Here is a 14,455-nt window from a genome sequence, read left to right as displayed (position 1 = left end):
ACTATAGTTACAATTCCAATTTGTCCTTGAAAACTTTCTCGCTTAGGGGAATTAAATATGAGAGGGTACAAAAAAACTACTCATAGCATGAAATACTTTGCCAAGAGTAGTTTTTCCATTTAGCCATCCGAATTATTTGCTGATATAAATCAACTTTTCTTTCCGCTCGGTCACTTTACCGATGATGGCCGCATCCTTTACGCCCAATGCATGCAGGTCGGCCACGAACTTTTCTGCTTCATCTGGTGAAATGGAAGCCAGAAGGCCTCCGGATGTAATCGCATCACAGACAACAAGCTGTTCTGCAAGCTCTAAGCCGCTGTATTCAACATCATTCTTAAGCCAGGAATGGTTTGATTTCGAACCTCCAGGGACAACTCCATCGCGTGCGAGTTCGATCGTTCCTTCCAGGCAAGGAATTGAGTTGAAATCCAATTCAAAGCTTACGTCACTTCCTCTGGCCATTTCACTGCCATGGCCTGCCAAACCGAAACCAGTGACATCGGTAACCGCATGCGGGGAATAGTTTTGCAGCGCTTCTGCAGCCGTTTTATTTAGCGTCGCCATCGTTGCAGTCACTTTTTCTTCCTGGGCCGCTGTAACAGCTCCACGCTTGATTCCAGTAGTCAGAATACCTACTCCAATTGGCTTTGTCAGGACGAGCACATCACCAGGGCGGGCGCCAACATTCTTCCAGAACTTTTCCGGATGGACGAATCCTGTTACAGAAAGGCCGAATTTCGGCTCCTGGTCATCCACGGAATGTCCGCCAATCGTGATAGCTCCTGCTTCCTTTACCTTATCGGCCGCTCCACGCAATATTTCAGAAAGCATATCAGCGCCAAGCTTCTTGATAGGATAGCCAACAATGTTCATGACTGTTTTCGGCTCGCCGCCCATAGCATAAACGTCACTCAGCGAATTAGCGGCGGCAATTTGCCCAAACATATACGGATCATCAACTACTGGTGTGAAATAATCGACCGTTTGAATAAGGGCAAGTGAATCAGAGATTTTATACACACCTGCATCATCCGATGTTTCATTGCCGACAAGCAATTCCGGAATAGGGTCTTGTTTTGGTAAATTACGCAAAACTTGCGCAAGGTCCTCAGGACCAATTTTGCAGCCTCAACCAGCTTTAGTCGATAAAGAGGTCAGGCGGATTTTATCCTGTTCGCTCAACTTGTCCACCTCCAATCATTAGTATACCTTTTGAGGAAGATTTCCGCACGTGTACAGAATTCACAAAAGGGAAAACGCACTCCTTTTTAGGAGGCATGGGAATGAAGCGGAAAACTGGGGCTTTTTCGCCGCCTCGAGTATCATAGGCATATCATTTGCTGCTTTTTTACGGGCATACTAAAATATCCGTAGCTATATTATTTTCAACATGGGGGTTATTTAATGGGAAAGTTTGAAGTTAAAGTCGAATTTTGCATGATGTGAAACTACGCTCCAAAAGCCGCGAGTTTCGCGGAGGAACTGATTACACATTTCCGCCAGAACATATCCACGTTCGAACTGGTTCCTGCTTCAGGGGGGATCTTCGAAGTGACTGTGAATGGCGAAAAAATTTATTCAAAAGATGAAACAGGCGTTTTCCCTAAGGCTGCTGAAGTCATCTCCAAAATGGAGTCTCTATAATCTGCATCTCCCGCAAGTGACACGTACTTGCGGGAGTTTTGTTTTTTCTTCACATCACTGAGTCTCAATCAAAATGTTTAAGTGCTATAATGGGAAAAAGCTACTATTTCGTGAAGGGGTTTTCCATTTTGAAACAATTGCTTCGTTCCATACCGCCTGTCCATGAACTTCAGCAAGACAGCCGGTTCCTTCATCTAATTGAAGAAACATCGATTGAATTCACACAGCTAAGCCAGCAGTTGAAAGCAGTGGTGGATGAGATACGGACAAGTATCCTAAAAGGGCAATGGCAGGGACCTGAGCCTGGGACAGCTGCTTTTATAGACGCTTTGTTTGAACATCTACAAAAAAAGGTCAGTGAGAACTATTCCTACACCATCAAAAGGGTTATTAATGCCACGGGTACAATTCTTCATACGAATCTTGGCAGGGCAAGGCTTAGCGAAGAGGCAATCCGGCATGCAGCCGAAGTGGCAGGGAATTACTCTAATCTTGAATACAAGCTTCAGGAAGGCGAGCGCGGTTCACGCCACAGCCACATTGAAAAACTGCTGCAAGAGATTACCGGGGCGGAAGCAGCAATGGTCGTAAACAACAACGCAGCGGCCGTTTACCTTATCTTAACTGCTTTAGCAAAAAATAAAGAGGTTGTGGTATCACGAGGACAGCTCGTAGAAATTGGCGGCTCATTCAGGATTTCTTCTATCATGGAAGAAAGCGGGGCACAACTCGTTGAAATTGGAACAACCAATAAAACACACCTTGCTGATTATGAGCGGGCCATTAATGAAAATACAGCCATGGTAATGAAGGTACATACGAGTAACTTCAAAGTGATAGGATTCACCAAGAGTGTTGAGGCCCAGGAATTGATTAGTCTTGTCTCTAAGAATAACCACGTAGTTTTCTATGAGGATCTAGGGAGCGGAGCATTATACAATTTCAGTAAGCATGGAATTGGGGAAGAGCCACATGTAAAAGAAGTGATTGAAGCGGGAACCGACATTGTTTCTTTTAGCGGCGACAAGCTGCTCGGAGGGCCTCAAGCCGGCATTATCGCTGGAAAAAAAGAATTAATTGATAGGCTTAAAAAGCATCAGCTTGCCCGTGTGGTCCGGGTTGATAAAATGACTCTGGCAGCACTTGAAGCTACTCTGCTAGCTTATTTAAAGGGTGAACAAGGAATTAGATCGATCCCAACAGTGGGAGCTCTCTTAACAAGCCAGGACAAACTTAAAGAGCGATCAGCCAATTTTGCAAACGAACTTGCAAGCAAAACCCAAAGCTATCTTACAACCATTTTGCCGACTAAGGGGCAGGTAGGGGGAGGAACTATGCCTGATGTACTGCTGCCTTCTTATTCAGTTGCATTGACTCATACCACACTTACTGCTGATCAATTGGAAAGGAAGTTAAGGCTTGAGTCCAAACTTCCAATTATCAGCAGAATCCAAAATGAGGCAGTATTGTTGGATTTACGGACTGTTACTTCAGAAGAAGCATCAATCATTATCGAGTCACTTAGCCAGTGGTAAACCCTATATGGAAACAGGCGTCCGATAGATTACGTATCGGACGCTTCTTTTATGCTACATATCATGATGGGTGTTGTGTTTCGCCCTCGAATGCTGGCGGTTTTTTACTTTATGGGATCCGCTAAGCGGTTTAGGCTGGCTGCTATTCTGGACAAGCTCACGGTTGCTACGATTACTTTTCGCCATTTTTCATCCCTCCTACTCATTAGGATGGACCCGGCAAGTTGTTTTATCCCTTCCGAAAACATCCATGCCAAGCATTTTAAGCCCCTTGAATAATTTAATGCAAAGTGCACACTTTAACGGTACGCGGTACATGCTTAACCTATTTAAGGAGTGGACAACACGATGCCTTACCACAAGAATAAACAGCAAGCATTTCAGGCGGCTCAGCAAGGATACGAAGAAGCTCACGAACTTTATACGGAAATCATCAGAGACAGTGCAAGCTACGGCCACCAACTAAAGCATTTGAAAAATGAAGTAAATGAAGCATATTCACAAATAGAAAATGCCCTCGAAGTCGCATCTGAACATCAGCGTGCCCAGCTGGAACAATTCCGGCAGGATTTACGGTCTATTGTTGATGAAGTGAATAATTTCCAATAACACTAAAGGAACAAGCACTCGCTTGTTCCTTTAACTGTTATTGCTGCCTATTGATTCTTTTTCCTCTTTTTATTGTTTTGCCTTTCCATCTCCGTTAATTGCTCAGTTCCAGCTTCTTCGTTATATCCAGCACCCATACCCTGCGCCTTGGCCGCGTTCATACCAGGACGCACATGATTCGCTCTTTTTTTCGCCACGATTAATCACCCCCTATTTATATATTTTCCTTATTCACAAAAAGCATGATTTGCTTTTTTACCATAACTTTATTTGTTTTTTACCTCCTGACGATTTAGCGGACCCATTTTGAGATTAAAACCACAATAAAGAGTTGTGGCAGTAACTGATTGTGAAAAATACTCCAAAAACAAAAATACAGATCTATTTTTGTTTTTGGTATAAGAAAAACTTATTGAAATCAATAACATTCTAATTATTTACATAGCAATCTCGTTATATTACGATATAATTGTGCGAAAAGTCGTGGAGGATGGGAGAAGTTCAAACTTTTCGACTTTTAGAATTTTTTACTATATTATTGTGTTGAAGAAAGAAGGGGGTTTACATATGACAAATCATGATGTATTTAATGCCCGCTCTTCATTTGAGGCTAACGGTAAACGCTACCATTACTACCGTCTGGCTGCTCTTGAGGAAGCAGGCGCTGGCAAAGTCGCAAACTTGCCTTATTCCATTAAAGTTCTTTTAGAATCGGTGCTTCGCCAGAATGATGGCCGTGTCATCACAAAGGAGCATGTTGAAAACCTGGCAAAATGGGGCACAAGCGAAGTCCGTGATGTGGATGTTCCATTCAAACCATCACGCGTCATCCTTCAGGACTTCACTGGCGTTCCGGTCGTTGTTGACCTTGCCTCGCTTCGTAAGGCAGTAGCAGACCTGGGCGGTGATCCTGATAAGATCAATCCTGAAAAGACTGTCGATCTTGTCATTGACCACTCTGTACAGGTTGATCAATACGGCGGCCCTGGATCACTTGAAGCCAACATGGTTCTTGAATTCGAGCGTAACGCAGAGCGTTACCAGTTCTTGAACTGGGCACAAAAGGCATTCAATAACTATCGCGCTGTACCGCCTGCAACCGGTATAGTCCACCAGGTAAACCTGGAGTATCTGGCAGATGTTGTCCATGTTGCCGAGACAGCAGATGGAGAATTGGAAGCATATCCTGATACTCTAGTCGGGACAGACTCGCATACAACGATGATCAATGGCCTTGGCGTTCTAGGATGGGGTGTAGGCGGTATTGAAGCTGAAGCAGGAATGCTTGGCCAGCCGTCTTATTTCCCTGTTCCTGAAGTAATCGGTGTCAAGCTTGTAGGCACCCTTCCAAATGGCGCTACTGCGACTGACCTTGCATTGAAGGTTACACAAGTGCTAAGAAGCCACGGCGTAGTCGGCAAATTCGTTGAATTCTTCGGACCTGGAGTATCGCAGCTGCCACTTGCAGACCGTGCGACAATCGCCAACATGGCGCCGGAATACGGCGCAACTTGCGGTTTCTTCCCGATCGATAACGAATCTCTTGACTATATGCGCCTAACTGGACGTGATGATGAACAAGTAAACGTCGTTGAAGCATACTGCAAAGCGAATGGGCTGTTCTTTGATCCAGCGATTGAACCAGTTTACACCGATGTAGTTGAAATTGACCTTAGCGTTATTGAAGCCAACCTGTCCGGTCCTAAGCGCCCGCAGGATTTGATTCCTCTTTCAAAAATGAAAGAAGAATTCGTCAAAGCCGTCAGCGCCCCTCAAGGAAATCAGGGATTCGGGTTGAAGGAGAAGGAGCTTGACAGGGAAGTTACCGTAAACTTCAACAACGGCGACCAGACAGCAATGAAGACAGGCGCAGTCGCTATTGCGGCGATTACTTCCTGTACAAATACATCCAATCCATATGTACTCGTTGGAGCGGGACTTGTAGCGAAAAAAGCTGTCGAGCTTGGAATGGAAGTACCAAAGTTCGTTAAAACATCACTGGCACCTGGTTCTAAGGTAGTTACAGGATATCTCCGTGATTCCGGCTTGCTTCCATACCTTGAAACACTTGGATTCAACCTGGTTGGTTACGGTTGTACAACTTGTATCGGAAACTCCGGACCGCTTCGCGAGGAAATCGAAAAAGCGGTTGCGGATAACGATCTTCTTGTTACGTCTGTCCTTTCAGGCAACAGGAACTTTGAAGGACGTATCCATCCATTAGTAAAAGCTAACTATCTTGCTTCTCCGCCACTTGTTGTTGCGTATGCACTTGCAGGTAATGTGAACGTTGACTTCCAGGTTGAGCCAATCGGCAAGGACCGCGATGGAAACGATATTTACTTCAAGGACATCTGGCCAACAACTGAAGAAGTAAATGAAGTAGTTAGAAAAACCGTTACTCCTGAATTGTTCAGAAGAGAATATGAAAATGTTTTCAGTGACAACGAGCGCTGGAATGAAATCCAGACGAGCAATGAGCCGCTTTACAGCTGGGATGCGGATTCTACCTACATCCAAAACCCGCCTTATTTTGAAGGCTTGTCTCCAGAGCCAGGCAAGGTTGAGCCTCTTGCAAACCTACGTGTTGTTGCCAAGTTTGGCGATTCCGTCACAACCGACCATATTTCACCGGCTGGGGCAATCGGCAAAAACACTCCTGCAGGTAAATATTTGCTTGAAAAAGGTGTTCAGCCACGCGACTTTAACTCATATGGCTCACGCCGTGGTAACCACGAAGTCATGATGCGCGGTACTTTCGCCAATATCCGAATCCGTAACCAGGTTGCTCCTGGCACAGAAGGCGGATTTACAACCTACTGGCCAACGGGTGAAGTGACTACAATTTTCGATGCCTGCATGAAGTACAAAGAAGAAGGCACAGGCCTTGTTGTTCTCGCCGGCAAAGATTACGGAATGGGCTCTTCCCGTGACTGGGCTGCAAAAGGAACAAACCTGCTTGGAATTAAGACTGTCATCGCAGAAAGCTTTGAGCGTATCCACCGTTCAAACCTTGTTATGATGGGCGTTCTGCCGCTTCAATTCAAGGAAGGCGAAAGTGCAGAAACACTTGGGCTAACAGGAAAAGAAACCATCACTGTACAAGTAGATGAGAACGTTCGCCCTCGTGATCTTCTGAAAGTGACAGCAGTCGATGAAGACGGTAACGTAACAGAATTTGAAGTGCTTGTCCGCTTCGATTCTGAAGTTGAAATTGACTACTATCGTCATGGCGGTATCCTTCCAATGGTTCTTCGTGAAAAATTGAAGGCATAAACTTTTGATACTTTAGGGCACCATACAATCGTATGGTGTCTTTATTTGTTGGAGGCTTCGCATTTGTCAATATACAATGTTCAAAGGTTTTCTAGCTGAATATTATGCAACATACGAGGAATGCCCGCTACATGGTGGTGAATAAGGCCTAAGTGTCCATTGTCACAGTATCGGCACGATTTCTTATGCAATTACCTTTATTTCCTCTCTTTAGATAGTGTAAAATCGGGATAGTAGTTAAAAAGGAGGGGCGCTACAATGGCAAAAAAGTGGATAGCCAGCGTTCTAATACTCGCATTGATGGCCATTGCCATGTTTGTATCACTTGATAATAAAAAAGAAGAGCCATCAAAAGATGCTTCGGCTCAAATACTTGAAGCAGGTGTAAAAGCCCCGGATTTTGAACTTAAAACATTAAAAGGTGATACCGTCAAACTTTCCGAGTTGAAAGGCAAAAAGGTCATGCTGAACTTCTGGGCAACCTGGTGTGCACCTTGTAAAAAAGAAATGCCCGACATGCAGAAGCTACATGAAGAAGCTTCTGAAGATCTTGTCATCCTTGCAGTAAATATCGACCCCCAGCTTGATGTACAGGGATTCATTGATGAAAATGGAATAACCTTTCCGATTCTTCTTGATGAAGAAGATAAGGTGAACCAACAATATCAAGTTGTTTCAATCCCTACTTCATTTTTCATTGATAGCAATGGGGTTATCCAGGAAAAATTCATAGGGGCAATGCCTCATGATGCTATGGTCCAGTATGTGGAAGACCTCCAATAAACAAACAAGCCGTCAGGTTCACTCCTGGCGGTTTTTTGGTTCCATGAATAATCAAAAGATATATGGTATTTACCTTCCAGTTATTCCCTCGATTAAATTTTCAAAAAGTTGTAATAATTGAAAGCGATTGCGGGCATACTTACTGTTAGAATAGTAGTAAGGAAGGTGATACCATGCGAAAGCCACGAAAACGGACATTTGCTGAGCTTGTTTCCGAAAATAAAAGCCAGCTTCTGAAAGATCATGAAGCCATGGAAAAAATCGAGCTTCGATTAGAAGCCAAGCGCCTCGGCAAGGCTGAATAACACATTGTTTACCACTCATCTTTTTTACCTCAAAGGCAAAAATAATTGCAGGAGGGATGAAGATGGGAAATCCAAAACGCGATAGCAAACACCATGTACCTAGCCATCTTGGGACTCAGCCAAGAGGTTTTAGCGGAAATAAAGGGAAAAAAATGAACGATACTTCAGGTAAACACGCCCAAGTAATCCAAACTAAAGGCGAATAAATTTCCGCAAGAAGCGGCACAAATAAGGTATAGGGGAGAAGCCATGGCTAATTGCCAGGGCTTTTTCTTGTTTGCTCCACAAGGAAAGCTTCGGCGGCATTAACATTGCACGAAGAAAAAGCGATAGCACAAGGAAAGCTTCCCGAAAATGCATCGCACGAAATTACGCGATAGCGTAATGAGGATTTTCTAGGAGCGCCTAACGCCTAGTGTACTTCGGTCCATACGGCGCTGACCACTAAGAAAAGCTTCTAAGAATAATCATCGCAGGGACACAAAGGAAAGCATCCGTGAATTAACATCGCAGAGACAGGCGGCTCTTTGCCTGGCTCGAGGCCCATCTTTGCCTATCACGAAGGCGCTTGCACTTTACTTATTCCCAAAAAAACTGTTGATATTTTTCGTCAAACCGTAAAAAATAAGCTTGATTCCAAAGAACAGAAGGAGGAAATAGCATGCCATTTGGAAACAAGCCAAAGCCAGATGACCGCAGTGATAACGTCGAAAAGCTTCAGCAAATGATCCATAACACAATTGAAAATATGGAAGCAGCCGAAGAAACCGCTGCCGTTTCTGACAGTTCCGAAACAAGAAGGCAAGTAGAAGAAAAAAATGCACGTAGGCGTGAAAGCCTGGATGCATTAAGGGCCGAAGTTAAAGATGAAGCCCGCGCGAACGGCCAAAACCTGGAATAATTGGTTTAGGCACTATATTTATTTAATCGTTTCCTCAGCTAAATAAAAGAGCAGGGAACCCGTCAGAAGACGTAATCAACAGGAAAGAAGACCTTTAAATGGGGTCTTTTTTCCTTTTAAGCGCACTTTTCGCAGCATTGTACACAATATGGTACGATAGTAAAAAACATTTAATAGAAGTGAGGCACTATGCAGCAGCAAACGATATGGAAAAGTGAATTGGAACAAAAAGGTTACATCAATGACGAGGCTGAGATACTCGCTTACATAATGGAGCATGATCGAGAACTTGAGACTAAAGAGATTTCACAATTGCTGGCAATGGCTGGAAAATCCCGCCTCCATAAAGACAAAAAGGATCGGCTCGGAATTGTCTGGATGAAACGCGCTGCAGAACTGGATCCATCCAATCTCGAAGCACAAGGTTTTTTAAGCAAAACTACTTGGCGCACTGCGGCACCATTTTTAGATTCTCTGGATTTTCCCCCTATCAGGGAAACGGATAATCGGACGACCAAAAAGAAAATCGCCGAAGAATATATAATAATTTGCCGAAATTTCCTTGAACAGGCTGATGATCAGCTTGATCAATTGGACCACTCTCTACAAGGCGCACTGGACCCTATACAGGCAAAGCTCTATAACTTGATGTTAGATGCAATCAAATCAGCGAGCGAACTTTTAAAAGCTGCCGAGGAATACGAACAATCGATTACAGGAGTTTTCCACACAGCGGCTTATATTGATGAATTGTCAATTAGACTTGAACAGGTAAAGGCAATTAAAAAAGAATGGGCCACCCAATTTACAGAATCCACTGAGGCAGAAAATGAAGCAACAGTGAATGCGATTGATGAATTAAATCAGATGATCGGTCTTGAAACTGTTAAAGATCGGGTCAAAGATTATTATCAGTACCTTAAGTTTCAAAAAAAGCGTAAAGACCTTGGCTTCCAAATGAAAGATGAGCTTAGTCTTAATTTTGTCCTTACCGGCAACCCGGGCACTGGAAAAACAACACTGTCCAGACTTTTGGCAAGGATCTTTCACGAGCTTGGCTTTTTACCAAGGGAAGAAGTCATAGAAACAAATAGATCTCAGTTAGTAGGGTCTTTCGTCGGCCAGACTGAAGAAAATGTCCGTTCGATTGTGAGTAACGCTATTGGTGGAGTCTTGTTCATAGATGAGGCCTATAGCCTAAAACGGGAAGGCCAGACCGGGAACGATTATGGACAGGCTGCCATCGACACCCTCGTTTCATTGATGACCGGAGAGGAATTTGGAGGGAAGTTCGCTGTGATCCTGGCGGGTTATCCTGAAGAAATGAGGAGTTTTCTCGATGCGAACCCGGGCCTGCGCAGCCGTTTTCCTCAATCGAATCAAATTTTCCTTCGAGACTATACGAATAAGGAATTAGTTACAATCGCCGGAAAAATTGCCGAGGATAATGACTATTTGTTAACAAGAGGGGCAAAAATCGCACTAGAGGAACGTCTTGAACGTGAAAGGGTAGACGAAACGTTCGGTAACGCAAGAACTGTTCATAATCTTGTTCTTGAGGCCATTTTCAGGAAGGGAGCAGCACGAGAAGACAACATGTTGGACATTCTCCGCTTCTCCATATTAGACGGAAATGACTTTAAACTGCCAGTCAAGGAAAACCGCAACCGTCCCCTTGAAAAACTTGACCGCCTGATTGGCTTGCATTCCTTGAAAGCAGAGATGAAAACCCAGGCTGCCTTCGTCAAACTCCAGCAAATGAGAAGAGACAGCGGCTTGCCATCGGTCCCAATCCAGCTGCATTCAGTATTTACTGGAAACCCCGGGACAGGGAAGACAACCGTCGCAAAAATTTATGCTGAGCTTTTAAAAGAAAACGGCTTTTTAAAACGTGGCCATTTGGTGATTGCCAGCAGGGCGGACCTAGTCGCCAGTTATGTCGGCCAAACAGCCGAGAAGACGAGAAAGAAAGTCCGAGATGCACTGGGAGGAGTTCTGTTCATTGATGAAGCATATTCACTGCTTAGTACGTCAAGTGGTGATTTCGGCAAGGAAGCCATTGATACACTTGTTGATGAAATGACAAGACATAATGAAAATTTGGTTATTGTTCTTGCAGGTTATCCGAAACAGATGGAGGCTTTGCTGGAATTCAACCCCGGGTTACGGTCTCGCTTTAAAAAGTTCTTCCATTTTCCCGATTACAATACAGAGGAACTTCTCGAAATTATGATAAACTATGCAGAAACTTATCAATACAGGCTTTCCAAAGATGCGCAGGGCTATATTCTTGAATCTCTCAAGGATTCGTTGGTTTCAGGAAATGGAAGGTTTGCCGCGAATCTTATTGAGGAGGCGGTCCAGGCCCAGTCCTTGAGGCTCTCGTTAATGGATGACATTGATTCAGCCGATGCCGAGAAGCTCTCACAGCTCGGCCTGGCAGATGTACAGAAAGCCTTAGAGAAAATACGAAAAGGGGAAAAAGAATGATGATCAGTGAAACGAGCGTTGAGGTCCGCTATGCAGAAACAGATCAGATGGGCGTTGTTTACCATGCCAACTACTTTGTATGGATGGAGATTGGCCGGACGAGTTTCATACGGGATTTAGGATTCAGCTATGCCCAGATGGAGGAGGACGGGATTATTTCGCCTGTAATCGATATACAGGCCTCATATAAGAAACCGTTACGATACGGACAAACTGCAAAGATTAAGACATGGGTTGAGGAATATAACGGCTTTAGAGTGAAATACGGCTATGAGATATTAACAACAGATGGAGAATTGGCTGTTACAGGCAGCTCTGTCCATATATGCGCCAATAGGGAAACATTCAAGCCGATTTCTTTAAAAAAGAAATACCCTGATTGGCACAAAGCATATGAGGAAGCAGCAAAAAAACCCGTTCTTGCTGAAGAGTGAAGGGGGAAGGCCATTGGCATTCGGATTGAAACGGAAAGATGTTACTGAATGGAAAAGAAAAATCGATAGCGGAGAAATTGCGTTTTTGACTCATTACTGGCTTGATGACCGGTTCCCGGGATGCAAGACCGTTACAAAAGCCGGCTGCCATAATATCGAGAAGCTAGCGGAATGGGGAAAGAAATATGGTTTAAAAAAGGAATGGATCCATCACCGTCCCGATGGCTATTCCCATTTTGACCTGATTGGTTATAGAGAAAAAGAAATACTAGAAGCAGAAGGCTTGGAAGCACAACTTTTGGATTGATTGGCAGGCGGACTGAATTGGTCCGCCTATTTTATTTTAATGCTTGATAAAACGATTCCCATCAACCTAATTTAAAGACCAAACTATAAAAGCAATAAATCCTAAATTAAAAGAAAAAACAAAACTTTGCATTTTAAAAAAACCTATAATCGCTGTATACAAAGTATAGTACCTATTCCATCACACAGCTCCGCCCCTGCACAAAAAGCCCCGATTTCAACGGAGCCATTGTGTCATATGGGCCATAGTTTCAGCTGTCATTTCTTCAGGATTGGCAATACCGTATGCACCCGTTTTTTCCATAGGGACAACCCGGAAGTTTCGGCCATTTTTCCGGTAGACAAAGGTAGGTGAAAAGTCTGGCTTTGCTAACGCAATGTGTGAGCCGTTTTCATCAATCTTTTTTGTTATTTCTAGAGTCACCATGCCGCCTATATCTTTATAATCGCGGAGTTGGGCGGAAATAAAATTACCAAGCGAGTATATGACAAAGGTTTTTTTGCCATTTGGGCCATCAATCCATTCCATTGGCTGTAATACATGCGGATGTGAACCGAAGATGATATCCGCACCGGAGTCGGCCAGGAATTGAGCGAGATTCTTTTGTTCATCCACTGGATAGCGCTGGTATTCGTTACCCCAGTGAATGCTGACTACAACTGCATCACTGACTTTTTTAGCCCTGGAAATATCATCCTTCATCAAATCGCGGTCGATAAGATTTACAGAGAACTCCTTACCCTCAGGAATCGGGATACCATTGGTTCCGTATGTGTATGATAAAAAGGCAAGCGTGATGCCGTTCTTTTCCATCGTGACAATTTTGTCTCTAGCTTCCTGGCTAGTGGCTGTCCCGACAAAAGGAAGGCCAATTTTTTTAAAATAGGCGATCTGCGCTTCAACACCCCGGTAACCCTTATCAAGAGAATGATTATTGGCTGTCGAAACGATGTCGACTCCTGCGTCCATAACTGCCTCTGAAAGCTCAAAAGGGCTATTGAAGCTAGGATAACTGGTAATCCCAAGCGCCTCACCTCCAACCAGGCTCTCTTGATTGGCAGTCAGGATGTCGGGGGTACTCAGCATTTCTTTAACAGGTTTAAACATTGGTTTAAAATCATAACCCTCTGCTTTTTTTGCATCTTCATATACCAGGTCATGTATTAAAATATCTCCAATTGCCCCAAGTGTTATTTTTGATTCAAATGTCTTGGCCTGGACTTCATAAGAACGTTCTTGATGAGGTTGAGGCTCTGGCCTAGCTTGTTCGTTTGCACAGCCGCTAAAAAGGGAAACAGAAAGCAGGACAGTTCCCATCGCGGCTATTCGCTTAAAAATCGGTGATTTCTTCATAGGGATCCTCCTAGTCAGGCAAATCATTTTCACAGATTTGCGAAGTACTTTATCATTAATAGAAGATTTCCCTATCTCACATGCATCTAACGTTTAGGGTGAAATAGGAGTCATTTTCCAAAGGGTGGTTTTAATGTTTACTATTACAGAAATCGCGTATCAAACCTTATCCAATGCGGTCCAAAAGGAAGCAAAAGGAGATGAACAGCTATTTCTCCGCTTGGCCATGGGAATAGGCTGAGGCGGGCCAAAGCTTAATCTGTCTCTGGAAGAGCAGAAATTATCGAATGACCTGGAATTTGAATACAAGGACTTGAAAATGATCATCCACGAACAGGATTTCGCGTACTTCTCCAGCACAAAACTGGATTACGTTAAGGATGTGCTTGGTAAAGGCAGGTTCCAGCTCCTAAAAGTATAAAACGGTGTCCCAAATGAAGGGACACCATTTTTTATGTGCTAAAGAAAAGGATAAACCTATAGCCCATACATGCAATCCTCGCCGTTGGCCCGCCAACTGGCGAGTTTTATTAAATAATTATACCTCTTCAAGTTCCTCAAAAAAGCAAATTAATTCATCAAAATTCGTCGTCACCTTTACCGGTGCCACGGAGTTTTCCCAGGTAGGTGTATATGAAAAAAATTCAACTATAAACTCATCTTTAGGACCGGTGGGCAGGACCACCGTCGAGAACGCCATCTCTTCTCTAATCGCGCGAATCCCTTGCATATTCTAATCTCCTTTCAATTAAGGATGCATATACCACTATTGTAAAGGATGATTCTAAGCAATACCGGGAAGGTTTTGAACGATT

General features: G+C 43.8%; 16 protein-coding genes. 11 read left to right on the top strand and 5 right to left on the bottom strand.

Going from position 1 to position 14,455, the window contains the following annotated elements; translation table 11 throughout:
- Positions 1-132: 132 nt before the first annotated feature.
- The gene (gene selD / locus AM500_RS11535) at positions 133-1,185 is read right to left on the bottom strand and encodes a selenide, water dikinase SelD (RefSeq protein WP_082347211.1); all 1,053 of its coding nucleotides are present in this window, start codon (positions 1,183-1,185) and stop codon (positions 133-135) included.
- A 222-nt stretch (positions 1,186-1,407) separates the two neighbouring features.
- Here selD and AM500_RS25010 point away from each other — a divergent pair, with 222 nt between their 5' ends.
- Both AM500_RS25010 and selA read left to right on the top strand, forming a co-directional pair.
- A complete protein-coding gene (locus AM500_RS25010) occupies positions 1,408-1,647 on the top strand; it encodes an Rdx family protein (RefSeq protein WP_442853995.1) in 240 nt (79 codons plus the stop codon).
- Positions 1,648-1,775: 128 nt separating this feature from the next.
- Positions 1,776-3,182, top strand: coding sequence for an L-seryl-tRNA(Sec) selenium transferase (gene selA / locus AM500_RS11530; RefSeq protein ID WP_053599330.1), 1,407 nt, complete (start codon positions 1,776-1,778; stop codon positions 3,180-3,182).
- Positions 3,183-3,236: 54 nt separating this feature from the next.
- Here the strand turns inward: selA and AM500_RS25005 are convergent, their stop codons facing one another.
- The gene (locus tag AM500_RS25005) at positions 3,237-3,368 is read right to left on the bottom strand and encodes a small acid-soluble spore protein P (protein ID WP_082347209.1); all 132 of its coding nucleotides are present in this window, start codon (positions 3,366-3,368) and stop codon (positions 3,237-3,239) included.
- A gap of 162 nt (positions 3,369-3,530) precedes the next feature.
- Between AM500_RS25005 and AM500_RS11525 the strand changes: the two genes are divergently transcribed.
- On the top strand, positions 3,531-3,791 hold the full coding sequence (locus AM500_RS11525) for a hypothetical protein (RefSeq protein ID WP_043930720.1): 261 nt from the start codon (positions 3,531-3,533) through the stop codon (positions 3,789-3,791).
- Between the two features lie 47 nt (positions 3,792-3,838).
- Here the strand turns inward: AM500_RS11525 and sspO are convergent, their stop codons facing one another.
- Positions 3,839-3,988 carry a small acid-soluble spore protein SspO gene (gene sspO, locus AM500_RS11520; RefSeq protein WP_043930719.1) on the bottom strand — a complete coding sequence of 50 codons (150 nt, stop codon included), beginning with the start codon at positions 3,986-3,988 and terminating at the stop codon, positions 3,839-3,841.
- Between the two features lie 370 nt (positions 3,989-4,358).
- On the opposite strand from sspO, the gene acnA reads away from it, so the two are divergent.
- From acnA to AM500_RS11480, 8 genes are all read left to right on the top strand, one after another.
- Positions 4,359-7,067, top strand: a complete 2,709-nt coding sequence (gene acnA, locus AM500_RS11515) for an aconitate hydratase AcnA (RefSeq protein ID WP_053599329.1) — start codon at positions 4,359-4,361, stop codon at positions 7,065-7,067.
- Between the two features lie 258 nt (positions 7,068-7,325).
- A complete protein-coding gene (locus AM500_RS11510) occupies positions 7,326-7,850 on the top strand; it encodes a peroxiredoxin family protein (RefSeq protein ID WP_053599328.1) in 525 nt (174 codons plus the stop codon).
- A 173-nt stretch (positions 7,851-8,023) separates the two neighbouring features.
- Positions 8,024-8,155: an FbpB family small basic protein gene (locus AM500_RS11505; protein WP_043930716.1), complete on the top strand. Its 132-nt coding sequence runs from the start codon at positions 8,024-8,026 to the stop codon at positions 8,153-8,155.
- Between the two features lie 62 nt (positions 8,156-8,217).
- The gene (locus AM500_RS11500) at positions 8,218-8,361 is read left to right on the top strand and encodes an acid-soluble spore protein N (RefSeq protein WP_043930715.1); all 144 of its coding nucleotides are present in this window, start codon (positions 8,218-8,220) and stop codon (positions 8,359-8,361) included.
- A 455-nt stretch (positions 8,362-8,816) separates the two neighbouring features.
- Positions 8,817-9,056: a small acid-soluble spore protein Tlp gene (gene tlp / locus AM500_RS11495; protein ID WP_053599327.1), complete on the top strand. Its 240-nt coding sequence runs from the start codon at positions 8,817-8,819 to the stop codon at positions 9,054-9,056.
- Between the two features lie 189 nt (positions 9,057-9,245).
- Positions 9,246-11,546 (top strand): AAA family ATPase, encoded by a 2,301-nt coding sequence (locus AM500_RS11490; RefSeq protein ID WP_053599326.1) that lies wholly within the window; start codon positions 9,246-9,248, stop codon positions 11,544-11,546.
- The gene (locus AM500_RS11485) at positions 11,543-11,980 is read left to right on the top strand and encodes an acyl-CoA thioesterase (RefSeq protein ID WP_053599325.1); all 438 of its coding nucleotides are present in this window, start codon (positions 11,543-11,545) and stop codon (positions 11,978-11,980) included. Before AM500_RS11490 ends, AM500_RS11485 begins: the two co-directional genes overlap by 4 nt.
- A gap of 13 nt (positions 11,981-11,993) precedes the next feature.
- Positions 11,994-12,287, top strand: a complete 294-nt coding sequence (locus tag AM500_RS11480; RefSeq protein ID WP_043930709.1) for a hypothetical protein — start codon at positions 11,994-11,996, stop codon at positions 12,285-12,287.
- A gap of 216 nt (positions 12,288-12,503) precedes the next feature.
- Here the strand turns inward: AM500_RS11480 and AM500_RS11475 are convergent, their stop codons facing one another.
- Positions 12,504-13,640 (bottom strand): CapA family protein, encoded by a 1,137-nt coding sequence (locus tag AM500_RS11475; protein WP_053599324.1) that lies wholly within the window; start codon positions 13,638-13,640, stop codon positions 12,504-12,506.
- Positions 13,641-14,178: 538 nt separating this feature from the next.
- Entirely contained in the window at positions 14,179-14,370 is a 192-nt protein-coding gene (locus tag AM500_RS11470) for a hypothetical protein (protein WP_053599323.1), read from the bottom strand.
- Positions 14,371-14,455 lie beyond the last annotated feature (85 nt).

This window comes from Bacillus sp. FJAT-18017, from assembly GCF_001278805.1.
Lineage (GTDB): Bacteria > Bacillota > Bacilli > Bacillales > Cytobacillaceae > Bacillus_D.
This window is presented reverse-complemented; position numbering and strand designations above follow the sequence as displayed.